Origin of the sequence: Pseudomonas rustica (genome assembly GCF_018336155.1) — a bacterium.
GTDB lineage: Bacteria > Pseudomonadota > Gammaproteobacteria > Pseudomonadales > Pseudomonadaceae > Aquipseudomonas > Aquipseudomonas rustica.
This window is the reverse complement of the sequence record NZ_JAGYHF010000018.1, coordinates 40,578-64,044: the sequence shown is the minus strand read 5'-3', so window position 1 is coordinate 64,044 and position 23,467 is coordinate 40,578. Positions and strand designations below refer to the sequence as shown.

Here is a 23,467-nt window from a genome sequence, read left to right as displayed (position 1 = left end):
GATCACTCTCCGAGCGGCGCCGCGTCAGTCGCGGCCACTTCCAGCATCAATCCCTTGCGAGCCACTACGCGCACCGATTGCCCGGTTTGCAGCGGTGTGGCGCTGAGCACTTGCCAGCGTTCGCCTTGCAGTTGAATCCAGCCGTTACGCGCATCGCCCGGTTGTACGGTGGTGATCGCGGTGACGCTGCCGAGCAGTCCGGCATCGCCACTGACGGCGTGGCGTGGGCGGGTTTTCAGCGCGCGAATCAGCAAAGCGATCAACAGCACAGCGCTGATCAAACCGAGGCCGATCATCATCGGCACCGGCAGTTCGGCGTTGCTCAGAATCAGCGCGCCGATGACGAACATGATGATCCCGCCCAGACCGATCACCCCGTAGTTGGGCAGTGCGGCTTCGGCGATCAGGAACACGATGCCCAGCGTGATCAGCCACAGACCGACCGGGCTCATCGCTGGCAATGAGGTGTCGGCGGCGAGGGCGGATGCGCTTGTCAGCAGGAGCAAGGCGAAGGCACAACATCGGCTGTTCACGTGACTCTCCATGAGCGTCAGTGGCGGGTTCTTTCAGTCTAGTTGAGGGTTGCTCTGGATGAATTTTGATCAATGTGCGGATGTGTCCGGTGAGCGGATTTCCCTTCGTCAGCGGCCCGTCGAACTAGACTCAAAACACAGCAACCACCTTCCGCGCGACACCGAGGTGCATCATGCGAATGGCAAAAAAGGTGCAAAGCAGCCTGACCCGGGCGCATTGCGAATATGACGTCGTTGCTCATCGACATTCATCGAGCAGCCTGGAAACCGCGCGCGTCGCCGGCGTGCCAGCGGAACGGGTGGCCAAATCGATCATCCTCGACGACCGCCACGGGCATTACCTGATGGCCGTGCTGCCGGCCAGTCGTCATCTGGACTTGAGTAAAGTGCGCAACAGCGGCGAATGGCAACTGACCCGCGAAAGCAACCTGGCGCACATCTTCGACGACTGCGAACGCGGCGCGGTGCCGCCGCTGGGTGATTCCTACGGGCTGGACATGGTCATCGACCCGTTGCTGACGCGGCAGAAAGATATTTATCTGGAGGCGGGCAACCACAATTATCTGCTGCACATGAGCATGCCGGAGTTTCTGAAAATGGTGCCGCATGCTGAGGTGCGGGAGTTGAGTCATTAGGATTTTGTGGCGTTTTCACTGACGCCTTCGCGGGCAAGCCTTGCTCCTACAATGGTTTTTGGGTGTCCAGTGATTGTGTGGCCGCCACAGCCTTTGTAGGAGCAAGGCTTGCCCGCGAATGATCTTCCATTCACCGCTAATTCCAAGGATCACTGCAATGGAAAACCCAAACCACAGCCTCCCCTCCCTGTTCAAACAGCTGGGCCTGGACAACGACCCGGTCAGCATCGACCAATTCATCGCCACCCATTCCCCGCTTAAACCCGAGCTGCACTTGGCCGATGCGTTCTTCTGGACGGAGAGCCAGTCGCAGTTTTTACGCGATGAGATTCTGGATGATGCCGATTGGGCGGAGGTGGTGGATCAGTTGAATGTGATGTTGCGCAAGGGACGCCAGGGCTAGTACCGGTGACCTCTGGTCATTCAACACAAAGCCATGGTTGTTGCAGTTAAAAAAATAGACCAAAATCACGACCTCAATTGAGGTCTTTTATTATGCAAAGTGTTCTCGCCGACATGGCTGTCAGTGTTTCCGAGTTAAAGAAAAACCCTTCTGCCGTTCTGAACGGCGCGCATGGCGGAGCTGTGGCGGTTCTCAACCACAATCGCGTTATGGGCTACATGGTTCCAGCGGATGTGTACGAAGCAATGATGGAGCGGCTTGATGATCTGGAGCTTGCTGAAATCGTTCGCGCCCGCAGTCACGAGACGCCTATTTCGGTAAGCCTGGATGACTTATAAGCTCGAATTTCTGCCATCTGCTCACAAAGAATGGAACAAGTTGGGTCATACGCTACGAGAGCAATTCAAAAAGAAGCTGGGCGAACGCTTGAATCTGCCTAGAGTCCCTGCCGATGCGCTGCATGGGATGCCGGACTGTTACAAAATAAAATTGAAGGCTTCCGGCTATCGCTTGGTTTATCAAGTGATCGACGAGCGCGTGGTCGTTTCCGTTGTTGCGGTCGGCAAACGGGAGCGCAGTAGCGTTTATGAGAATGCTAAAAAACGCTGAGTGATTTTTTTCGGAGAGATTTTCTCCGCCCGAATAGGCAATTTGTTTCAAAACTTGACTGAAATTCCCCTCCAATGCGATATTGATAGTTAGCAAACTAACAGTGTGCATTTTCTCGTGCCGAACGATCTCGACGCTCTCCAGATGAACATCAGCAGTGCCATGGTGGTGGCCGCCAGGCATTGGCGGAAGATCTGCCAGACCACGCTGGTCAATTATGGAATCTCCGAAGCCTGCGCCGTGCCGCTCTTGATGATCGGGCGTTTGGGCGAGGGTGTGCGGCAGGTGCAGGTGGCGCAAGCGGCCGGGATGGAAAGTCCGTCGCTGGTGCGTCTGCTCGATCAGTTGTGTCATTCGGGTTACGTCTGCCGTACCGAAGATGCCCACGATCGCCGCGCCAAGTGCTTGAGCCTGACCGACTCCGGTCGTGAACTGGTGCAAGCGGTGGAGATCGAACTGGTGCGTCTGCGTCATGAAGTGCTTGAGGGCATCGACCAGAGCGATCTGGAAGCTACGCTTCGGGTACTCAGAGCTTTTGAGGCGGCTAACCCGCCATTGGTGGTTAATTCTTGAACGGTTTTTTCTCCGGCATTCCGCCGGCCCGGGACTGGTTCTACGGGGTGCGGACTTTTGCAGCGTCGATGATCGCGCTGTACATCGCCTTGCTTATGCAAATGCCACGTCCGTATTGGGCGATGGCGACGGTCTACATCGTCTCCAGCCCGTTCCTCGGCCCGACCAGCTCGAAAGCGTTATACCGTGCGATCGGCACCTTTCTCGGTGCGGCAGCGGCGGTGTTTTTCGTGCCAATGTTCGTGCAGAGCCCGTATGTGCTGGTGGTGGTCATCGCGCTGTGGACGGGCATTCTGTTGTTCATGTCCCTGCATTTGCGCACCGCCAACAGCTACGCATTGATGCTCGCCGGTTACACGTTGCCGCTGATTGCCTTGCCGGTGGTGGATAACCCGCTGGCGGTGTGGGACGTGGCCGAGGCGCGTACTGAGGAAATTTTCCTCGGTATCGCCGTTGCCGCCGTGGTCGGTGCGATGTTCTGGCCGCGACGCTTGGCGCCGGTGTTCAACGACGCCGTGAGCAAGTGGTTCGCCGACGCGACCACCTACAGCCTGAAATTCCTCAGCCGCGACGTGCAGCCCGAAGAAGTCACCGCGCTGCGCATGGCCATGGTCGCCAATTTCAACAGCCTCGAATTGATGATCGGCCAGTTGCCCCACGAAGGCTCGCGACCGCAAACCGTGCGCAACACCAAAGAATTGCGCGGACGCATGATTCATCTATTACCAGTGATCGATGCGCTGGAAGACTCGCTCTACGCCCTCGAACGACGCACGCCGGAACTGGTGGAAAAATTCGAACCGCTGCTTGTCGCGACCCGCGAATGGCTCGGTCATGAAGACGCCAATCTCGACCGTTGGCAAGCGCTGAAAGATCAGCTCGAAGCCCTGCAACCGAGCGCTGAAGCGCTGGAGGATCGTAGGCAACTGTTGTTCTCCAACTCGATCTACCGGCTCGGTGAATTCATCGATTTGTGGCAGGACTGCCGCAGCCTGCAGGACGCGATTGTCTGCGAGCGTCAGGACAACTGGCGCGCGGTTTACCGTCATTGGCGACTGGGTCGGCTGACACCGTTTATCGACCGTGGGCTGATGCTTTATTCGGTAGCCTCGACCATTCTGGCGATCATCACCGCCTCGGTGCTGTGGATTCTGCTCGGCTGGCCGGACGGCGGCAGCGCGGTGATTCTGGCGGCGGTGGCGTGCAGTTTCTTCGCCTCGATGGACGACCCGGCGCCGCAGATTTACCGGTTCTTTTTCTGGACTGGCATGTCGGTACTGTTCGCCAGCCTTTATCTGTTTTTGATTCTGCCCAACCTGCACGATTTCCCGATGCTGGTGCTGGCGTTTTCCATCCCGTTTATCTGCGTCGGCACGTTGACGGTGCAGCCGCGTTTCTACCTCGGCATGCTGCTGACGCTGGTCAACACCTCGTCGTTCATCAGTATTCAGGGCGCTTACGATGCGGACTTTTTCGCTTTCGTGAACTCCAACCTGGCGGGGCCGATCGGTCTGCTGTTCGCGTTTATCTGGACGCTGGTGGCGCGCCCGTTTGGTGCCGAACTGGCAGCGAAACGCCTGACCCGTTTCAGTTGGAAAGACATCGTGCACATGACCGAGCCGGCCAACCTCGCCGAGCACCGCAAACTGGGTGTGCAGTTGCTCGATCGGTTGATGCAGCACCTGCCGCGTCTGGCCCTGACCGGCCAGGACACCGGCATCGCCATGCGCGAAGTGCGCGTCGGTCTGAACCTGCTCGATTTGCTCGCCTACACCCCACGGGTGACTGGCGCACCGAACGCTTTGTTGCAGCAAGTGGTCAGTGAAGTCGGTGAGTATTTCCGCGCTTGCCTCAAGGCCGGCGAACGCTTGCCGGCGCCTGCGCCTTTGCTGATGACTCTGGACCGCACCCGCCGCGCACTCAATGGTCACGGCGATGATGAAACCCGGCTAAACCTGTTGCACGCCTTGAGCGGTTTGCGTCTGGCGTTGCTGCCCGGCGTCGAATTCGTTTCCAGCGCCGAGCCCGAAGAACCGCTGCCCGATGGAGCGCCCCTATGATCGGTGATCTGGACATCAGCGGCATTTTCCTGCCGACCTTGCTGGTGTTGATGGGCATCACTTATGTGCTGTTTTTGTTGGTGCATGCCGTGCTTACGCGCGTGCACTTTTACCGTCTGGTCTGGCACCGGGCATTGTTCAACGTGGCGCTCTACGCGGTACTTCTGTACGGCGTGGACTCACTCAGTCGATACCTGATGACATGAAAAAACCGTTTTTGACCATCGGTCGCGTGGTACTGACCCTGCTGATCGTGACTTTTGCCGTTGTCCTCGTCTGGCGCATGGTGATGTATTACATGTTCGCGCCGTGGACCCGTGACGGCCACATTCGCGCCGACATCATCCAGATCGCCCCGGACGTGTCCGGGCTGATCCAACAGGTTGAAGTGAAAGACAACCAGTTGATCAAGCGCGGCCAGGTGCTGTTCAGCATCGACCAGGATCGCTTCAAACTGGCCCTGCGTCAGGCCAAAGCGGCTGTGGCTGATCGCGAAGAAACCCTCGCTCAGGCCCAGCGCGAAGCCAAACGTAACCGTGGCCTCGGTAACCTGGTGCCGGCCGAGCAACTGGAAGAAAGCCAGTCGCGTGTGGCCCGTGCGCAATCGGCACTGGCCGAAGCCACAGTTGCGGTGGACAGCGCTCAGCTCAATCTTGATCGCTCGGTGATTCGCAGCCCGGTCGACGGTTACGTCAACGACCGCGCGCCGCGTCCGCAGGAATTCGTCACCGCCGGGCGCCCGGTGTTGTCGGTGGTCGACAGCAACTCGTTCCACATCGACGGTTATTTCGAAGAGACCAAACTCGACGGCATTCATGTCGGCCAGTCGGTGGATATCCGTGTGATCGGCGACCGTGCGAAATTGCGCGGACATGTCGAAAGCATCGTCGCGGGCATCGAAGACCGCGACCGCACCAGCGGCAGCAACCTGCTGCCGAACGTCAACCCGGCCTTCAGTTGGGTACGGCTGGCGCAGCGGATTCCAGTGCGGATTGCCTTTGATGACGTGCCGGAAGATTTCCGCATGATCGCCGGGCGCACTGCCACGGTATCGATCATCGAAGACTCAAAGGTCGACGATAAAAAGCAGGAGCCCGCGCAATGAGCAGGGCCCTGATGATCGCCGGGTTGGGCGTGATGCTGTCGGCGTGTCAGATGGTCGGGCCGGACTATCACGTGCCTGAGAATTCGGCGGTTCAGCGCAAGGACTTTCAGGGCGAACTGGCTGTCGACGGTAAGCCTGTGGTCTCGGCGCCGGTGCCGGCGGATTGGTGGCGACTGTATAAAGACCCGCGCCTCGATCAGCTGGTGCAGCAAGCGATGGCGTCCAACACCGATCTGCGTGTTGCGGCGGCTAATTTGCAACGCGCCCGCGCTCAGGTCGATGAAGCCGAAGCGGCCGGTGGCTGGAGCGCTGGCGTGAAAATGGGCGCCGAGCGTTTGCAGGAATCCGGACAGGCGTTTTTGCTGCCGGAAAAAGTCCCGGTGGCCAATATCGGCGACATCGGCATCAGCGCTTCTTACCAATTCGATCTGTGGGGCACCTTGCAGCGCGGCATCGAAGGCGCCAAGGCCAACGCCGACGCAACGCAAGCCGCCGCTGACACCGCACGCATCACCTTGGTCGCGGACGTGGTTCGCGCCTACACCCAGGTTTGTGCCGCCAACGAAGAACGCGAAATCGCTCAGCATTCCCTCGACCTGCAATCGCAAGGCACCACGCTGATCCAGCGTCTGCGCGACGCCGGCCGTGGCGACGAAACCCAGGTCACCCGTTCGCAAACCCAATTCAAATCCCTGCGCGCCGACATGCCGCGTTATGAAGCAGCGCGTCAGGCCGGGTTATTCCGACTGTCGATGCTGCTGGCGAAACCGGTCGATCAATTGCCCGCAGGCACTGCGACCTGCGCCGAACTGCCGAAAATCGCTCAATTGGTGCCGGTCGGTGATGGCGCCGCACTGCTCAAACGTCGTCCGGACATTCGTCAGGCTGAACGGCGTCTGGCCGCCGCGACTGCCGGAATCGGCGTCGCCACTGGCGAGTTGTACCCGGACATCAGCATCGGCGCGACCATCGGCACCGTCGGCATCATCGACGACCTCGGTGATCCGTCGACCAATCGCTGGGGTTTCGGCCCGTCGCTGAGCTGGAAAGTGCCGACCAACGGCGCCCGTGCGCGCATCCGTGAAGCCGAAGCGACCACCCAAGGCGCGCTGGCGCACTTCGACGGCGTGGTGCTCAACGCCATTCGCGAAACCCAGACCGGCCTCGCGCAGTACAGCGCGCTGCTGCAACGCCGCGATGCACTGGCCGATGCCGAGCAGTCGGCGAAACTCGCCGCCGACCAGACGCACCGCTTCTTCCAGGCCGGCCGCGAGTCGTTCCTGGCGGATCTGCAAGCGACCCGCACCTACACCGATGTCACCGCGCAACTGGCCGCCGCCAACACCCAAGTTGCGATGAGCCAGATCGATTTGTTCCTCGCCCTCGGCGGCGGTTGGGAAAGCGGACGAACGCACGCTCCAAGCCCCGGCAAACCCTGAGGCCGTTGCTATGCTTTGAAGTGTTGGAAGGGCGCCCCGTGCAAAGCACCCTTCCAGCGCACATTGCTAGCGCTGGTCTAGGGGAAACCAATAATGAAAAACCCTTACGCTCTCGGCTTCTGGTGCGCCCTTGCAGCGCTGGTGCTGCTGTCGGCCACCTATTTCTACGGCATCATGCTGGCCCACCAGATTGACAAGGCCATGATCTTTCTCGACAGCGTGACGGCGCTGATCGCGGTCATGGCGATCGTCGGTGTGGCGTGGGCGTCGATCCAGGTTCAGCGGGTGAAAAAACGCCAGCTCGAACAAGGCAAGACGCGGGTGCTGATCTGGGACACCAAAGTCGCCCTGCGCCGGGTCGAAACCGTGTTCGACCGGTATTTCTGGGGCAGCTACTGGCAACCGGGCCGAACGTTCGCCGAAGTCATGGGCGAACTCACCGGCACGCCGCTGGAAAAAAGCCTCGAAGCGCTGAAAAAACAGTGCCTGGAACTCGACAAGCAGATTGATGGCGAGGGCTGGCACTGGCTCAACAACGCCCGCGAACTCTCCGATGTCGCCACGGCCATGGCCCGTGAGCGTTATCAGCTGGATTTCTGCGACCCCCGGGCCGATGGGCCGGGTGGGGCGGTGATTGATCGGGATTTTGAAGTGCTTGTTTATACTTGGACTGCGCGGCTGAAGAGCTTTGATCATCAGTTGGATGAGATTGAGGTTCAGTATTCCTGAACAGCAAAAGATCGCAGCCTGCGGCAGCTCCTACATTGGAACGCGTTTCCCTGTAGGAGCTGCCGCAGGCTGCGATCTTTTTGCTTTCCCGAGTGTCCATAGACACTCTTTCACCTTTAATCATTGGGTCACTTCCCGCGCCCGGTGCTAATCTCCACCGCTGAATTAAGCGGAGTCGAGCCGCAACCCGGTCACGGGTTCAGGGAAGACGACCACACTCACAGCCACGGAAATCGATCAGGTCATTCATGAATAAATCAGCAGGCGTGCTTCTCGGAATTGTTGTTGCCATCGGTGCGATCAGCGTGGGCGGGGCCTGGTACACCGGGACCAAGATCGAAGGCGTGTTGAACGACGCCGTCAGCAACGCCAACAAAGAACTGCAAACCGCCATGGCCGGCTCCAACGGCACCGCGTCGCTGGAACTGGTGTCGCTGGATCGCCACACCTTCACCAGCACCGCGCACTATCGCCTGAAAGGTGAAGGCGAGATGTTCGGCGATGCGCCGGTCGAGTTGCTGTTCGTTGACCACATCGAACACGGCCCGCTGCCGTTCTCGCGTCTGCTGTCGCTGAAATGGCTGCCGGTCATGGCCACCAGCAACTACGAGCTGGAAAAGAACGCCGCCACCGAAAAATGGTTTGCCGCGACCAAAGGCGCCGCGCCGCTCAAAGGCGTGACCAGCATCGGCTACGACGAATCGACCAACAGCACCCTCGAACTGGTGCCGTTTGAAACCGCGCTGGACGAGAAGTCGAGCCTGAAATTCTCCGGCCTGAACATGGACATCGCCGCCAACGCCAAGGCGCAGAAGGTCAAGGCCAACGGCTACATGGACAACCTGAAACTGGTGACCGTGGCTGAAGATCAGGCGCCGGTACAGATCGAACTCAACGGTCTGACCCTGGCCAGCAACCTCGCCAAAAGCACCTACGGCTACTACACCGGCGAAAACACCATCGAGCTGACCAGCAGCAAATCGACCTTCGGGCCGAAGCAGTCGGTGCTCGGCGTGAAGAACTTCGAAATGAAGAACCTCACCGAAGAAAACGGCAGCAACGCCTCCGGTCGCGCCGACTACAAGATTGGCGAAGTGTCGTTCAACGACAAGAAAATCGGCTCGGCGAACCTGGCCATGAGCCTGAAAAACCTCGACATCCCGTCGACCCTGTCGTTGATGCAGATCTACCAGACCAAGCTGCAGCCGTACGAAAAAGCCGCCGCCGAGGCTGCCGCGCAAGGCTTGCCAGCGCCAGAGCTGAACCTGACCGAAGCGGAAGACGCGCAAGTCAAAGCCGATCTGCAAAAACTGCTGGCTGCCGGCCCGCAATTTGCGCTGGAAAACCTCTCGTTCAACACCGCCAACGGTGAGAGCAAGGCCAATCTGGTGATTGACCTGACCAAGCCGCAATCGATGGATCTGCCACCGGATCAACTGGCCAAACAACTGATCGCGCTGCTCGACCTGAACATTCAGGTGTCGAAGCCGATGCTGATTGATCTGCTCAGCGTGCAGGCGCAACTCGACGGCCAGACCGATGCTAAAGCGATCGTTGATCAGTCCAAGGAAGCGGCCGACATGTTCGCCGGCATGGCGGTCGGTTCGCAGTTGGCCGTCGTCGACGGCAGCAACGTCGTGACCAAGCTGCATTACGCGGCCAATCAGGTCGAATTCAACGGCCAGAAGATGACCGTTGAGCAGTTTGTCGGCTTCCTGATGAGCAAGTTCGGCGGCGTCACGCAAGTGCAGTAATTCTGCGCGCTTAATAGCAACGCCCGGCCTCTGTACCGCACAGACGCCGGGCGTTTTGCTGTCTGGGGTTTGGGTTTTTGACTTTTCGGCAGAACCGCCCTGACGATTCTGAACAATTATTGTGTTCTCGATACTGGTCTACGCTTGCATGCAAGACTGCCTGACTAAGCTTGGCCGAGGCTGTCAGTTTCGGCCACCGTTACGAATGGGCAAGGAGGGCATTGCGACCCGGCTGGCCATGTAAGGATGCTGACGAATGCCGCGTATTGATGTTCCCGTATTGCATCGTGGTTTACGCCCGTTGTTCCGTGTCGCGCTGTGCAGCCAATTGCTTTGGCCGGTCATGGCGTTTGCCGACACACCCTATGATCAGATGGTGCGCGATGCCCGGGCCGGGCAGTACACGCCTGCGCTGACGGTGTTGCGTCAGGTGCCGGCGGGTCAGTCGACCACCGGGCAGATCAGCGATCACTTGCAAATCGCCAGTTGGGCCGGGCTCGACGCTGAAGTTGTGCAAGTCTATGAAACTCAGGGCCGCGACCGCGTGCTGCCGGTGCAAGCACTGACCGCCACCGCGCGTGCCTATCGCAATCTCAAGCGTTGGGATCAGGCGACTCAGGTCTACAACAAGGCTCTCGCGCTGGAGCCGGATAACGCCGACCTGCAACTGGGCCTGGCCCTGACGCAAGCGGATGGCGGTAAACCCGACCAAGCCGTGACGCGCGCCCAAGCGCTGGTGGCTGCCAAACCCGATGACCCTGCACGCCGCCTCGCGCTGGGCTACGCACTCAATCGCGCGGGCAAACAGTACGACGCGCTGTTTGAATACGATCAGGCCTTTATTCGCGCCGGCAACAAACCGGAAGTTGCCCGCGAATACGTGGTCGCCCTGCAAAAGGCCCGTCTGCCAGAGCCCGCGCTGCGCCTGGCCAATCAACGTCCGGGACTGATTGATCCGGTCACGCTGCGTCGCCTCGAAGGTGATCTTGCCGCTGAGCGTGTACGCCTCGCCGAAATGGCCAGTCGCAGTGAAAAGGAACGCTACGTCATCGCCGATCGTGCGCTGGCTGACTACGACAAACTCCTCGCCACCTGGACGCCGGACGCCAGCGCCAAGGAAGACGTGACCCGCTGGCGCATCGACCGCATGGGCGCGCTCAAGGCCCGCGCGCGCACCGCCGACGTCATCGCTGAATATCAAAAGCTGCAAGCCGAAGGCGTGCAGATTCCGACCTACGCATTGCGTTGGGTCGCGGCGTCTTATCTCGATCAGCGTGAGCCGGAAATCGCCACCGACCTGTATCGCCAAGTCCTCGCCGCGCCGGACGCCGACGTCGGCAACCGTCTCGAAGACAGCACCGCGCTGTATTACGCGCTACTGGAAAGTGACCGTGCCGACGAGGCGCGCAAAGTCGCCGAAGACGCCGCCAAATCGCAACGTCCGCGCATCGAGCTAAAGGGCTTGCCAGTCGGCAACCCGAACGATGAATGGATGGACGCGCAACAACTCGCGGCGCAGGCCGGCACCTACAGTTCCGATCTGCCCCACGGCGAACAAAGCCTTCAAACATTGGTCGATCAGGCGCCGGGCAATACCGGTTTGCGTCTGGCCCAGGCCGACTTGTACCTGGCCCGCAACTGGCCACGCCGCGCAGAAATGCAGCTCAAGGAAACCGAGAGCATGGTGCCGCGCGACATGGGCCTGGAAATCGGTCAGGCACACACCGCGATGGAATTGCAGGAATGGCGGCAGATGGATGCGCTGACCGATGACGTCGTCGCACGTTATCCGGACAACCGCCAGGTGCAGCGTCTGGCCCGTGAGCGTGAAGTTCACGACATGTCCGAACTGCGTGTCGAAGCCTTAGGCGGCAAGGCCAACGGTGGCGGCAGCAGCGGTGCCGGTGCCGTCAGTGGCAGCCGCGATTTCGGTATTCAAAGCACGATTTACAGCCCGCCGATTGATGAGGATTGGCGTGTGTTTGCGGGCGTCGGTTACGCCACCGGTGATTTTGCCGAAGGCACCGGCAACCATCGCTTCCAGCGTGTCGGTCTGGAACGGCGCACCCGCGACATGACCCTCGAAGCCGAAGTCTCCAATCACGATTACGGCTACGGCGACAAACAGGGCGCGCGTCTGGCGATCGCCCGCGACATCAACGACCACTGGCAGTACGGCGGCAGCCTCGAATACCTCTCGGCGGAAACGCCGCTGCGCGCGCTCAACAGCGACATCAAGGCCAACGGCGGCAGCGGGTTCATTCGCTGGCGCGCCAACGAAAGCCGCGAGTGGCGCCTGTCGGTGAGCCCGTCGCACTTCAGCGACGGCAACGATCGTGTCGAAGCCTTGCTCACGGGCCGCGAGGGCGTTTACAGCGCGCCGAACATTCAGGTCGATGCCGGTCTGGAAGTCGGCACCAGCCACAACTCGAAATCCGATGACGTGCCGTACTTCAACCCGAAATCCGACTTCAGCGTGATGCCGCTGGTCAACGTCAACCACGTCCTCTACCACCGCTACGAAACGTCCTGGAGTCAGCAATTCCAGGCCGGCGCGGGTACGTACAGCCAGCGTGATCACGGCACCGGCGGCATGGCCTTGCTCGGCTACGGCCAACGCTATGCCTGGAACGACGTGTTCGAGGTGGGCGGTTTGTTCAGTGTGATCAACCGGCCCTACGACGGTGATCGGGAGACCGATCTGCGTCTGCTCGTCGACCTCACTTTCCGCTTCTAGAAGAGTTTGAAGATGCCTTTGATTTCGCGTTTCATCCTTCTGCTGGGAGTGCTGTTGATCAGCGCTTGCGCCCAGCAAGCTCCGGCCTTCGCGCCGCCGTCCGAGCGTCCGGTGGCGGCCAGCGAAAAACCGTGGCCGAAAAACCACGTACTCGGTATCGCCTACCACGATATCGAGGATCGCGATCCCGATCAGGCCGTGGTAGCGGTGCGCACCGAGCGCATGATCGAGCAACTCGCCTGGCTGCGTGAGAACGGCTACAAACCGGTCACGGTCGACCAGATCATGGCGGCGCGCAAGGGCGGCCCGGAGCTGCCGGCGAAAGCCATTCTGCTCAGCTTCGACGATGGCTATTCGAGCTTCTACACCCGCGTGCTGCCGGTGTTGCGCGCCTATAACTGGCATGCACTGCTGGCGCCAGTCGGCAGCTGGATCGACACACCGCTGAACCAGCCGGTGGATTTCGCCGGCACACCGCGTGCGCGTTCCGACTTCCTCACCTGGGATCAGGTGCGCGAAATCTCGAAATCCGGTCTGGTGGAAATCGCTGCGCACACCGACGCCAACCACAAAGGCATTCTGGCCAACCCGCAGGGCAACATGCAGCCTGCCGCCGCGACCCGTCGCTACGATCCGGTGACCAAACGTTATGAGTCCGAGGCCGATTTCCAGGCGCGGATCCGCACTGACGTGAACAACATCTCGGAGAAAATCCGCAAGGTTACCGGCAAGAAACCACGGGTCTGGGTCTGGCCGTATGGCACGGCGGACGGTACTTCGCTGACCGTGGTCGGTGAGCAGGGCTATGAAATGGCCCTGACCCTCGATGACGGCCTCGATACCCTCGACAACCTGATGAGCAGCCCGCGCTTCCTCGTCGCCTCCGACCCTGACGGCGAGCATTTCGCCAACAGCGTCGTCGCGGTGCAGTCCGATTTCGCCATGCGCGTGGTGCACGTCGATCTGGACAACGTCTACGACCCGGATCCGGCGCAACAGGACATCAACCTCGGCAAACTGGTGCAGCGCATGGCTGACCTCGGTGCCAACACGGTGTTCCTGCAAGCCTTTGCCGATCCGAAGGGCGATGGCCTGGTGCATTCGCTTTATTTCCCCAACCGTCATTTGCCGGTGCGCGCCGACCTGTTCGACCGCGTCGCCTGGCAACTGCGTACTCGCGCTCACGTGAAAGTCTTCGCGTGGATGCCAGTGCTGAGTTTCGGCCTCGATTCGAAACTGCCGCGGGTGACGCGCTGGGATCCGAAAACCGGCACCACGTCGGTCGATCCGGATCAGTACAAACGCCTGTCGCCGTTCGATCCGGAAGTGCGGCGGATCATCGGTGAAATCTACGAAGACGTGGCGCGACTGACCTCGGTCGACGGCATTATTTATCACGACGATGCGGTGCTCTCTGATTTCGAGGACGCCGGCCCGCAGGCGCTGAAGGTTTACGCCGCTAACGGTCTGCCGGGTTCGATCGCCGCACTTCGCGATGATCCGGCGGCGATGCAGCGCTGGACGCGTTTCAAGAGCAAATACCTCATCGACTTCACCAACGAGCTGACTGCCAAAGTCCGCGCCATTCGTGGCCCGCAAGTGCAGACCGCGCGCAATATTTTCGCCGAGCCGATGATCAATCCGGCCAGCGAAGCGTGGTTCGCGCAGAACCTCGACGACTTCCTCGCGACCTACGACTGGACGGCGCCAATGGCCATGCCATTGATGGAAAAACAGACGCAGGCGCAGTCCGGGCCGTGGCTGGAAGCGCTGGTCGAAATCGTCAAAAAACGTCCCGGGGCACTGGATCGCACCGTGTTCGAATTGCAGGCGCGGGACTGGACGAAAAAAGACCAGGCCGACATTGACGCAGCGGTGATGGCGGACTGGATGGGCCGTCTCAAGCGTCAGGGCGCGACCAGTTTCGGTTACTACCCGGACAACTTCCTCGACAACCTGCCAGACCTGAAAATCGTAAGGCCTGCACTCTCCAACAAATGGAATCCATAACATGCTGGATAGACTGTTAGCCCTGCTTGTTCTGGCGATCGTCCTCGGCGTTCCGCTGGGGCTGATCTTCCTGGTGACCGGGCAGTTCCTGATGGACTTCGTGTTCTTCTACCCGTTGTTCATGTCCGGGTTGTGGATTGCCGGTGGCCTGTATTTCTGGCTGCACTGGGAACGCCACTGGCCGTGGAAGGACGACACCCTGCCGCCGCCACTGGAAGGCGAACCGCTGATCTCGATCCTGATCCCTTGCTACAACGAAGGTGACAACGCCGCCGACACGATCCACGCGGCGTTGGCTCAGCATTATCCGAACATCGAAGTCATCGCGATCAACGACGGCTCCAAGGACAACACCGCGCAAGTGCTCGACGCGTTGGCCAAGGAAGATCCGCGCCTGCGTGTTCTTCACCTGGCGGAAAACCAGGGCAAGGCTGTCGCCCTGCGCATGGGCGCAATTGCCGCGCGCAGTGAATATCTGGTGTGCATTGACGGTGACGCGCTGTTGGCGCCGAACACCGCGGCCTATCTGGTTGCGCCGATGCTGGACAACGCACGCCTTGGCGCGGTGACCGGCAACCCACGGATCCGCACACGTTCGACGCTGGTCGGGCGAGTGCAGGTTGGCGAGTTCTCTTCGATTATCGGTTTGATCAAACGCACGCAACGGGTGTTCGGGCGAATCTTTACCGTGTCCGGTGTGATCGTCGCGTTCCGCCGTACCGCGCTGAACCGGGTGGGCTACTGGAGCCCGGACATGATCACCGAAGACATCGACATCAGCTGGAAGCTGCAACTCGATCACTGGAGCATCTTTTACGAGCCGCGCGCGCTGTGCTGGATTCTCATGCCGGAAACCCTCGGTGGTCTGTGGAAGCAACGTCTGCGTTGGGCCCAGGGCGGCGCCGAAGTGCTGTTCAAAAACATTCGCGGTATCTGGCAGTACCGCCATCGTTACCTGTGGCCACTGCTGTTCGAATACTGCCTGTCGACCGGTTGGGCGTTCACCTTCCTGCTCTCGGTGATTTTCTGGGGCGTTGGCAAATTCGTGGTCATGCCGGAAGCCATCGCGGTGGATCACCTGATGCCGCCGGCCTTCACCGGTTTGCTGTTGGCCTTCGTCTGCTTGGTGCAGTTCGCGGTCAGCATCATCATCGACCGCCGCTACGAGCCGGGTCTGGGCAAGACCATGTTCTGGGTGGTCTGGTATCCATTGGTGTTCTGGCTCATCAGCCTGCTGACCACGCTGGTCAGTTTTCCGAAAGTGCTGTTCGGCCAACATCAGAAACGTGCGCGTTGGGTCAGCCCTGACCGGGGCATCAAACCGCTCGGCGACGACGAAGAAGAGGTCATCAAATGAAAATCATCCGGACTCGCCAGCGGCCATTCCTGGTAGTGATCGACGTGATCCTCACCGTGTTGGCGTGGGTTGGCCTGCTGTATCTGCTGATTCGCGGATTGTGGCCGTTGATCGAGACGCATGCGGGCGCGCCGCGTATCGACAACTCGGCGTTCGATGCGCTGGGCACGTTGCAGATCTACATGTGGATTGCGTTGGTCAACGCGGTGGTGCTGATTTCCTGGGCGCGCTATCAACAGCGTAAAAGTCGCAGCTTCGCCCAGCGTCGATTGCCGTCGCCGGTGATTGACGATGAAGGGCTGAGCAAGAGCTTCAAGCTGTGCGATGACCGTTTCCAAAAATTGCGCACGCCGGGCGTGATGACCATTCACAACGATCAGGATGGCGACATCAGCCATGTGGTGACGCATTTCTGGCCAGTAAAACAGGCCGAATTGCCAGCGCCGCTGGCACCGTTGGAGCACCCCCGGGTGATCTTTCTGCATGCCGAAGATGACGACAATCGCGAGCCTTTGACCCGGTAACCCAGTGCTTGACCGATCATTCCCACGCTCCGCGTGGGAATGCCTCTTGGGACGCTCCGCGTCCGGTGACGCGGAGCGTCACGGGCTGCATTCCCACGCAGGAGCGTGGGAACGATCAGATGGTAAAACCCTGTGTAGGAGCTGCCGAAGGCTGCGATCTTTTGATTTTAAGATCAAGAGATCGCAGCCTTCGGCAGCTCCTACACGGGATCGGTGATCAGATCTGGATGAGGGCCCAGGCTTCTTCCATCATCAGCGGTTGTTTCATGCGTTCGGCGAGCATTGCCATCGCTCGTTCCTTTTCGCAGGCCACCGCGGCGACCAGAATGCCGTTTCTGCCGAACAACCCAATAAACGGCGGATGCTCCGGCTCGCCAAGAAACTCGACTTCATCCCAATGCTCGGCGTGTCCGAGGTAGTCGTAATTCTTGCCGAAATGCCACGTCCAGAAAAACGGCACGTCCAGATAATGTTCCTCGCCGCCAAGCATATTGGCCGCCGCGATGCGCGCATGTTGCTGAGCCAGGCGCCAGTGTTCGATGCGTTGTGGCTGGCCGTGCAGCGGGAAGGTGGCGATGTCGCCAATCGCCCACAACCCTTCAGTGACGCGCATGCCGTCATCAACGCGCAAAGATTGATCCTTTTCCCTCGGCAGTGACGCGAACGCCTCAGTCGCCGGGTGCACGCCAATACCCGCCAGCACCAGATCGGCTGAAATGCGCAGTCCGTTGTCCAGCAGCACCGCCTCGACTTTGCCGTCGCCAATGACCTCTGTCGCCTCATGATCGGTGATGAATTTCACGCCTTTTTCTTCATGCAGGGCGCGGATCGCTTTGCCCACCGCCTCGCCGAATTGCGCCGCGAAAGGAATTTCGTGGCGCGCCAGCACCGTGACGTCGAGACCGTGCTGGCGCAGGGCCGAGGCGCATTCGAGGGCGATAAAGCTGTCGCCGATGATCACCGCGCGTTGATCGGGGCTGGCCGCTTTCATGATCTGTTCGGCCTGGGCTTTTGAGCGCAGGACGAAAACTTGCGGCAGGTCGGCGCCGGGCAATTCCAGAGGGTTGGGTTCGCCGCCAGTGGCGAGTACGGCTGCGTCGTAGCTCAGCGTTTGGCCGTCATTGAGGTGCAGGGTTTTAGTCCCGGCATTGATATCAGTGATTTCGCTTTGCAGACGTTCGATGCGCTGCTCTTTATAGAAACTTTCATCTCGCAGCGGCGGTGTTTCTTCCGGCGGCATGTCCCCGGCGAGGACAAATTTGCTCAGCACGGTGCGGTCGTAACCGGCGTCGGGTTCGCGGTCGATCATCACGATGCGGCCACCAAAACCCTTTTCCCTCAGGGCCGCCGCACACGCGGTGCCTGCTGCCCCCGCGCCGACAATCACGAAAGTGCGTGAATCGTCGGCCGGCGGCGTGTGCGGATCTGCCAGCGCTTGGTCATCGACCCAAACCTCATCGCCACGCAATTCCAATGGATAACGCTTGAGACTGTCGAGCGCTGGAGGCTCGCACAATGCGCCGTCCTCCGCCCGAAAAGCCGCCTTGTGCCACGGGCAAATCAGCCGTCCGTGACACAAAGCGCCGTCAGCCAGCGGCGCGCCGGCGTGTGGGCATTCGCCCTGAAATGCACGTAGCAGGCCTCCCGCTCGCAGCAAAACGATCTTGCAGTCGCCGATTTCAACTTGCAGGCCACGGTCTTCAGGGACATCGGCGAAGCGGGCGACACGGTGCAGGGACATGATCGGCTTCCTCACAGGCATTTCTCTTACGAGTTTGCGCCGTGGTGCGAGGTTCAGCGATTTCCTGGTGCCACGGCACGAACGGTACAGCTATAGTCTGCAAGCCGACGACGGCCCAACTGCACAAGGTGCTCCCGGAATGACCCGATTGACCTCTCTCAACCCTTGGCTGGCGGCCATTGCCGTCGCCCTTTGCGTGCAGTTTCCGGCGCAGGCCCAGGAGCGTTTCACCCTGAGCATCCCGGGTGTTTCCGACAACCGTCTGTTCACCTCGGCAGCGGCCAGCGATGCGGCCGGTTGCGGCGGCAAGAATCAGTCGCCGGCATTGAGCTGGAACGCCGGCCCGGCGGGGACCCAGAGCTACGCGATCGTCATGCACGATCCGGACGGCCAGAAAGGTCTGGGCGTCGATCACTGGATTCACTACGGCATCAAAGCCACCACGCACCAGATTGCGGCCGGTGTCGGTGCGAAATCCGCGTTCGAAGGCGTCGGCGGCACCAACAGCAAAGGCAACACCCATTACATGGGCCCGTGCCCGCCAGTGGGCGACAGCGCGCACCACTACATCATTCAGATCTACGCCCTTGATCTGGCGCCGGATGCCTTGCCGGCTGGTCTGACCCGCGCCGAACTGATGGAAAAAATCAAAGGTCACGTGCTGCGCAACAGCAGTGCGGTGCGGCGTTATCACCGCTGAAAATATTTTCAGCGGTGTCTAACCCGAACTGAAGGGGCGGCCCGTCTCAGTGGATGAATGATCAATTTCATCCCCGAGGTCAGCCCCCATGTCCCTTCCTGTGTATTTCTTGCGGCCCGTTGCTGTTGGTGTGTTGCTGGCGGTGGCCGGTTGCGGCGTTTCCTCCAATCCGGAATCCGCTGCCGTGCCGGCGCCCGCTCAGCCTGCGCAATTGATCCAGCAGGAAGCGCTGATGGCCGACAGCACAATGGTTAAACGCGCGTTGTACAAAATGCCCAACGCGGGCAGCGCGCCGATGCTGCAGAGCGAAAGTTATCCACAAGGCTATCGCGACGAGCAGCGCGAGCAATATCAGGCCTTGGCCGATAACCCGATTCACAGCGTCGCCGAAACCCCGGTTTCAACCTTCAGCGCCGACGTCGATACCGGTGCTTATGCCAACGTCCGCCGTTTGCTTAATCAAGGACGCCTGCCGCCGGAAGGTGCGGTGCGGCTCGAGGAAATGGTCAATTACTTCCCTTATGACTACGCGCTGCCGAGCGATGGCTCGCCGTTTGGCGTGACCACCGAGCTGGCCGCGTCACCGTGGAACCCGCACACGCGCTTGCTGCGCATCGGCATCAAGGCTTCCGATCGCGCAGTGTCGGAATTGCCTCCGGCCAATCTGGTGTTTCTGGTCGATGTGTCCGGCTCGATGGATCGCCGTGAAGGCTTGCCGATGGTCAAAAGCACGCTGAAATTGCTGGTCGATCAATTGCGCGATCAGGATCGCGTGTCGCTGGTGGTCTACGCCGGCGAATCGAGAGTGGTGCTTGAACCGACATCCGGACGGGAAAAGGCGAAAATTCGTACAGCTATTGAGCAATTGACCGCTGGCGGCTCGACCGCAGGCGCTTCAGGCATCGAACTGGCTTATTCATTGGCGCAACAGGCGTTCATCGGCAAAGGCATCAACCGCATCCTCTTGGCCACCGACGGTGATTTCAACGTCGGGGTCAGCGACTTCGACAGCCTCAAGCAAATGGCTGTGGATAAACGCAAAACCGGAATCTCGCTGACCACTCTGGGTTTTGGTGTGGATAACTACAATGAACATTTGATGGAGCAGTTGGCCGATGCGGGCGATGGCAACTATGCCTACATCGACAACCTGCGCGAGGCGCGCAAAGTGCTGGTCGATCAACTCGGTTCGACCCTCGCCATCGTCGCGAAAAACGTTAAGTTGCAGGTGGAGTTCAACCCGGCGCAGGTCAGCGAATATCGCCTGCTCGGCTACGAAAACCGCGCGCTGAAGCGTGAGGATTTCAGCAATGACAAGGTCGATGCCGGCGAAATCGGTGCAGGCCATACGGTGACCGCGCTGTACGAAATTGTTCCGGCAGGCGAGAAGGGTTGGTTGGAGCCGTTGCGATACGGCAAATCGACGCCAGCGGTTTCTGAGGCGAACGGGGAATTGGCGATGCTGCGTGTGCGATATCAACAGCCCGAAGGTGGGAAAAGTCTGCTGATCGAGCGGCCGATTGCCAATCAGGTGAAAAGCGCCAGTGAGGATCTACGCTTTGCCGCTGCGGTCGCCGCGTTTTCCCAGCAACTCAAGGACGCTCGTTACACCGGCGATTTCAGCCTGAAAGACACCGAAACGCTGGCCCGTGGCGCTCGCGGCGACGACCGTTTCGGCTTGCGCAACGAGTTCGTGCAACTGGTGCAGCTGGCGCAGAGTCTGCGCACTTCTACAGCATCGAATGCGCAGGCCACTGAACGACGGATTGAATAAGTGAATCGTCTGAAGGGTTTTATCAGCCAGCTGTTTGCTTCGGCAGACAGCCCGACCGCCAGCAGCGATGAATCGCTGCTGGCGCGTTATCGCGAGGGCGACAGCGCGGCGTTCGAGATCTTATACGCCCGTCATCGACAGGGTTTGTACCGGTTTCTGCTTGGGTTGAGCGGCAAGCCGGAACTGGCCGATGAGGTGTTTCAGGAAACCTGGCTCAGCCTGATCCGCAGCGCCAGTCAGCCACAAGGTCGCGCGACATTTCGTACGTGGCTGTTCCAGATTGCGCGCAATCGGCTGATCGATCACTGGCGCAAACATGGCGCGCAACAACCGCTGCACGACAGTTATGACGAACAAACTCACGCTGTCAGCGATGAAGCGAGCGATCCCGAGCAACTGCTGAGCCTCAGCCGCGACAGCCAGCGCCTCGAAAGCGCCCTGCAAACCTTGCCCGCCGACCAGCGCGAAGTATTCTTGCTGCGCGCCCACGGCGACCTCGACCTGGCGCAAATCGCCAGCCTCACCGAAACACCGCTGGAAACCGTCAAAAGCCGCTTGCGCTACGCCCAGCAAAAACTGCGTCGGCTGCTGGCCGAGGAGGTACTCACATGACTGACGCCCGCCAGACACCCGAAGATCCGCTGATCAAACACGTGCGCGAACAGCACAACGCTGAACCGCCCGCGCATCTCGACGCGTTCATCGTCAATACCGCGCGCCGCGAAACGCCTGCGGTGCAACTGAGCCTGTGGCAACGCTGGTTGCAGGCCTGCCGCAAACCGCGCTGGCAAGTCGCATTCGCCAGCCTCGTTGGCGTCGCGTTGATGTTGTCGCTGGTGCAACGCACGCCCGAACCGCTGCGCCAATACGACTACGCCCCGGCGCCGAAACTCGCTGTGCCGATGGCCGAAGCGGACTCCGCGCAACTGCACCGATTGTCCGCCCCGGCAGCGCCCCGAGCCGCGCCCGCGCCGATGATGGAAATGGCCGCGCCAATGCAAAGCCAGGCGATCAGCGCGGATGAAGCCAAGGTCAGCAAGCGCGCCGCCGCCCCACCCAATGGTCTCGACGAACAACTGCGCGAAGTTCTGCGCCTGCGCGAATCCGGCCAATCGCAGGCCGCCGATAGCCTGTTCAATAACCTGCATAAGCGCTACCCGAACGTCGATCTCGACGCCCGACTCGAACAGTTGCAAGAAAAATGACCCTGTAAACCTCAGCCATTTGGCAATGCCCCGCAAAAACGCGCACTATCGGGGCATTGCCAATACGCCGGAGGACAACGTGGCATCGAAAATTGACCGCATTGCCCAACTGCTCAACTGCCCGCAAAAGGGCGAAGAGATGCGGCGCGCTATTACCGAGGCACGGAAGGAATTTCTGCTGAACCAGCCGGAAGAAGAAGTCGTTGATGAGGACGAGGTTTTTGAGGAGGTTGAGGGGGAAGAGGATGACGATGAATATGATGAGTTTGATTGGACGACGGAGTAATGCCGCTTTGGCGGATTCTGGCTTCAAGTTGTAAACACTCTCCCTTCTCCAGGTTTTTTATACAGACTCATAAGCATTGACCCCCCTTCTCTAAAAAGAGCACTATAAGGTACTTTTTTGTGTACCTTTTGGAGTTGCCATGGAGCAGTTGCTTGCGAGTCGTTCGGTGAGTATTACTGAACTGAAACGGAGCCCGAGTACGGTGATTGAGCAGGCGAGTTCTGAACCCATTGCCGTTCTCAATCATAATCGTCCCGCTGCCTATCTCCTGGCGCATGCGACTTATCAGGAGTTGCTGGATCGCCTTCGAGCTGCCGAGTTACGCGAGGCGATTGTGGCCAGCCGCAATGATCCCCGTCCGGCAATCGCCGCTGACACTGTATTCGATGAGCTTGATGCGCTTATAGATGGTGTTGAAGCTGAGCAAAGTCGTTGATGAGGCGGTTGTTTTTTTCCGCGCTTTCACGGGAGGATTTGCAGCAGATTGCCCGCTTTATCGCTCGCGATAATCCCAAGCGCGCACGTTCTTTCGTTGGCGAGTTGCGCGTACGGTGCGATCACTTGATCGCTCAGCCTAATCAAGGCATTTCGCGAGAAGATTGTGCCAAGGGGCTGAAAATGATTACTCATGCTCGTTATTTGATTTTTTACTCGATCGTAGAGGGAGACGTTCAGATAGAGCGGGTTTTGCACAGTGCGCGAGATCTTGCCCGATTGTTTGAAGCTGTAGGTGCTGAGCCTCAGTAGAATTGAAATGCAATCGCCCACAAAAAAGCCCCGAACTTCATCAGTCCGGGGCTTTCTCGTTTAGATCAATGGTGCACCAGGCGGGATTCGAACCCACGACCCCTGCCTTCGGAGGGCAGTACTCTATCCAGCTGAGCTACTGGTGCAGCGGGCGACATCATACCTAGGTCGGCTCGGGGCGTCCATGCTGGGGTTTGTCAGTGCGCGTGTCGGTTGAAATCGCTGTATTCCTTAAAGCTGTAACGTCCTGCAAAACCCTCGCTTGGCGCTTTCCCGGGGTTGATCTATGGTTTTGCTGCGGCACCGGGTTTGGCTCGTTGATCTGAAAAATCCGGCAAAAGCGGCGTTTTTGTTCTTTTTTTCGAACGACCTATTGTCCTTTAACCCCTTTGATCCTACGATCCGTTTGAGATTTCAAACGCTCGTTGAGCGGGTGTTGAAGCGCCAGTGGTTCGAATCGTCCACGGTTGATGCGCCACTCCCGGTCACTGATTTCCCTGACGGCAGCCTTGCGAGGCGCCTTTCTACAATCATAATTTGCTCCGC

At 59.7% G+C, this 23,467-nt stretch carries 24 protein-coding genes and 1 tRNA gene; 22 read left to right on the top strand and 3 right to left on the bottom strand.

Features of this window, described 5'->3' with window-relative positions; translation table 11 throughout:
• Positions 1-2 precede the first annotated feature (2 nt).
• The gene (locus KFS80_RS25745) at positions 3-533 is read right to left on the bottom strand and encodes an NfeD family protein (RefSeq protein WP_212546344.1); all 531 of its coding nucleotides are present in this window, start codon (positions 531-533) and stop codon (positions 3-5) included.
• Between the two features lie 173 nt (positions 534-706).
• Between KFS80_RS25745 and KFS80_RS25740 the strand changes: the two genes are divergently transcribed.
• The 15 genes from KFS80_RS25740 (at position 707) to pgaD (ending at position 16,468) form a co-directional block, all read left to right on the top strand.
• The gene (locus KFS80_RS25740; RefSeq protein WP_159811938.1) at positions 707-1,168 is read left to right on the top strand and encodes an aminoacyl-tRNA deacylase; all 462 of its coding nucleotides are present in this window, start codon (positions 707-709) and stop codon (positions 1,166-1,168) included.
• A gap of 157 nt (positions 1,169-1,325) precedes the next feature.
• Positions 1,326-1,571 (top strand): DUF2789 domain-containing protein, encoded by a 246-nt coding sequence (locus tag KFS80_RS25735; RefSeq protein WP_212546343.1) that lies wholly within the window; start codon positions 1,326-1,328, stop codon positions 1,569-1,571.
• A 92-nt stretch (positions 1,572-1,663) separates the two neighbouring features.
• Positions 1,664-1,909, top strand: a complete 246-nt coding sequence (locus KFS80_RS25730; protein WP_053116448.1) for a type II toxin-antitoxin system Phd/YefM family antitoxin — start codon at positions 1,664-1,666, stop codon at positions 1,907-1,909.
• Positions 1,899-2,180 (top strand): type II toxin-antitoxin system RelE family toxin, encoded by a 282-nt coding sequence (locus tag KFS80_RS25725; RefSeq protein ID WP_053116449.1) that lies wholly within the window; start codon positions 1,899-1,901, stop codon positions 2,178-2,180. The genes KFS80_RS25730 and KFS80_RS25725 overlap by 11 nt, the downstream gene beginning before the upstream one ends.
• A 144-nt stretch (positions 2,181-2,324) precedes the next feature.
• Positions 2,325-2,753: a MarR family winged helix-turn-helix transcriptional regulator gene (locus KFS80_RS25720; RefSeq protein WP_159812031.1), complete on the top strand. Its 429-nt coding sequence runs from the start codon at positions 2,325-2,327 to the stop codon at positions 2,751-2,753.
• On the top strand, positions 2,750-4,813 hold the full coding sequence (locus KFS80_RS25715) for an FUSC family protein (RefSeq protein ID WP_212546342.1): 2,064 nt from the start codon (positions 2,750-2,752) through the stop codon (positions 4,811-4,813). The genes KFS80_RS25720 and KFS80_RS25715 overlap by 4 nt, the downstream gene beginning before the upstream one ends.
• Positions 4,810-5,019, top strand: coding sequence for a DUF1656 domain-containing protein (locus KFS80_RS25710; RefSeq protein WP_007917703.1), 210 nt, complete (start codon positions 4,810-4,812; stop codon positions 5,017-5,019). The genes KFS80_RS25715 and KFS80_RS25710 overlap by 4 nt, the downstream gene beginning before the upstream one ends.
• Positions 5,016-5,918: an efflux RND transporter periplasmic adaptor subunit gene (locus KFS80_RS25705; RefSeq protein WP_053116451.1), complete on the top strand. Its 903-nt coding sequence runs from the start codon at positions 5,016-5,018 to the stop codon at positions 5,916-5,918. Before KFS80_RS25710 ends, KFS80_RS25705 begins: the two co-directional genes overlap by 4 nt.
• On the top strand, positions 5,915-7,357 hold the full coding sequence (locus KFS80_RS25700) for an efflux transporter outer membrane subunit (protein ID WP_053116452.1): 1,443 nt from the start codon (positions 5,915-5,917) through the stop codon (positions 7,355-7,357). The genes KFS80_RS25705 and KFS80_RS25700 overlap by 4 nt, the downstream gene beginning before the upstream one ends.
• Before the next feature lie 93 nt (positions 7,358-7,450).
• Positions 7,451-8,086 carry a hypothetical protein gene (locus tag KFS80_RS25695; RefSeq protein ID WP_053116453.1) on the top strand — a complete coding sequence of 212 codons (636 nt, stop codon included), beginning with the start codon at positions 7,451-7,453 and terminating at the stop codon, positions 8,084-8,086.
• Between the two features lie 248 nt (positions 8,087-8,334).
• On the top strand, positions 8,335-9,840 hold the full coding sequence (locus tag KFS80_RS25690) for a YdgA family protein (protein WP_212546341.1): 1,506 nt from the start codon (positions 8,335-8,337) through the stop codon (positions 9,838-9,840).
• Positions 9,841-10,096: 256 nt separating this feature from the next.
• Positions 10,097-12,577, top strand: coding sequence for a poly-beta-1,6 N-acetyl-D-glucosamine export porin PgaA (pgaA, locus tag KFS80_RS25685; protein ID WP_212546340.1), 2,481 nt, complete (start codon positions 10,097-10,099; stop codon positions 12,575-12,577).
• A gap of 12 nt (positions 12,578-12,589) precedes the next feature.
• Positions 12,590-14,587: a poly-beta-1,6-N-acetyl-D-glucosamine N-deacetylase PgaB gene (gene pgaB, locus KFS80_RS25680; protein WP_159811943.1), complete on the top strand. Its 1,998-nt coding sequence runs from the start codon at positions 12,590-12,592 to the stop codon at positions 14,585-14,587.
• Position 14,588: 1 nt separating this feature from the next.
• Positions 14,589-15,944, top strand: coding sequence for a poly-beta-1,6-N-acetyl-D-glucosamine synthase (pgaC, locus tag KFS80_RS25675; RefSeq protein WP_159811944.1), 1,356 nt, complete (start codon positions 14,589-14,591; stop codon positions 15,942-15,944).
• Positions 15,941-16,468: a poly-beta-1,6-N-acetyl-D-glucosamine biosynthesis protein PgaD gene (gene pgaD, locus KFS80_RS25670; protein WP_212546339.1), complete on the top strand. Its 528-nt coding sequence runs from the start codon at positions 15,941-15,943 to the stop codon at positions 16,466-16,468. The genes pgaC and pgaD overlap by 4 nt, the downstream gene beginning before the upstream one ends.
• Before the next feature lie 217 nt (positions 16,469-16,685).
• Here the strand turns inward: pgaD and KFS80_RS25665 are convergent, their stop codons facing one another.
• Positions 16,686-18,209, bottom strand: a complete 1,524-nt coding sequence (locus KFS80_RS25665; protein WP_212546338.1) for an FAD-dependent oxidoreductase — start codon at positions 18,207-18,209, stop codon at positions 16,686-16,688.
• A 139-nt stretch (positions 18,210-18,348) separates the two neighbouring features.
• Between KFS80_RS25665 and KFS80_RS25660 the strand changes: the two genes are divergently transcribed.
• The 7 genes from KFS80_RS25660 to KFS80_RS25630 all read left to right on the top strand — a co-directional run bounded on the left by KFS80_RS25660 (position 18,349) and on the right by KFS80_RS25630 (position 22,921).
• Positions 18,349-18,909 carry a YbhB/YbcL family Raf kinase inhibitor-like protein gene (locus tag KFS80_RS25660; protein ID WP_212546337.1) on the top strand — a complete coding sequence of 187 codons (561 nt, stop codon included), beginning with the start codon at positions 18,349-18,351 and terminating at the stop codon, positions 18,907-18,909.
• A gap of 88 nt (positions 18,910-18,997) precedes the next feature.
• Complete coding sequence (locus tag KFS80_RS25655) at positions 18,998-20,683, top strand: vWA domain-containing protein (RefSeq protein WP_212546336.1); 1,686 nt, start codon at positions 18,998-19,000, stop codon at positions 20,681-20,683.
• 30 nt (positions 20,684-20,713) lie between these two features.
• Positions 20,714-21,295 carry an RNA polymerase sigma factor gene (locus KFS80_RS25650; protein WP_212546346.1) on the top strand — a complete coding sequence of 194 codons (582 nt, stop codon included), beginning with the start codon at positions 20,714-20,716 and terminating at the stop codon, positions 21,293-21,295.
• The gene (locus KFS80_RS25645) at positions 21,292-21,888 is read left to right on the top strand and encodes a hypothetical protein (protein ID WP_212546335.1); all 597 of its coding nucleotides are present in this window, start codon (positions 21,292-21,294) and stop codon (positions 21,886-21,888) included. The genes KFS80_RS25650 and KFS80_RS25645 overlap by 4 nt, the downstream gene beginning before the upstream one ends.
• Before the next feature lie 19 nt (positions 21,889-21,907).
• Positions 21,908-22,174, top strand: a complete 267-nt coding sequence (locus KFS80_RS25640) for a hypothetical protein (protein ID WP_246542021.1) — start codon at positions 21,908-21,910, stop codon at positions 22,172-22,174.
• A gap of 139 nt (positions 22,175-22,313) precedes the next feature.
• Positions 22,314-22,610: a type II toxin-antitoxin system Phd/YefM family antitoxin gene (locus KFS80_RS25635; RefSeq protein WP_212546333.1), complete on the top strand. Its 297-nt coding sequence runs from the start codon at positions 22,314-22,316 to the stop codon at positions 22,608-22,610.
• Positions 22,610-22,921 carry a type II toxin-antitoxin system RelE/ParE family toxin gene (locus KFS80_RS25630; protein ID WP_212546332.1) on the top strand — a complete coding sequence of 104 codons (312 nt, stop codon included), beginning with the start codon at positions 22,610-22,612 and terminating at the stop codon, positions 22,919-22,921. The genes KFS80_RS25635 and KFS80_RS25630 overlap by 1 nt, the downstream gene beginning before the upstream one ends.
• A 69-nt stretch (positions 22,922-22,990) precedes the next feature.
• Here the strand turns inward: KFS80_RS25630 and KFS80_RS25625 are convergent.
• A tRNA-Arg gene (locus KFS80_RS25625) sits at positions 22,991-23,067 on the bottom strand.
• Positions 23,068-23,467: the final 400 nt, after the last annotated feature.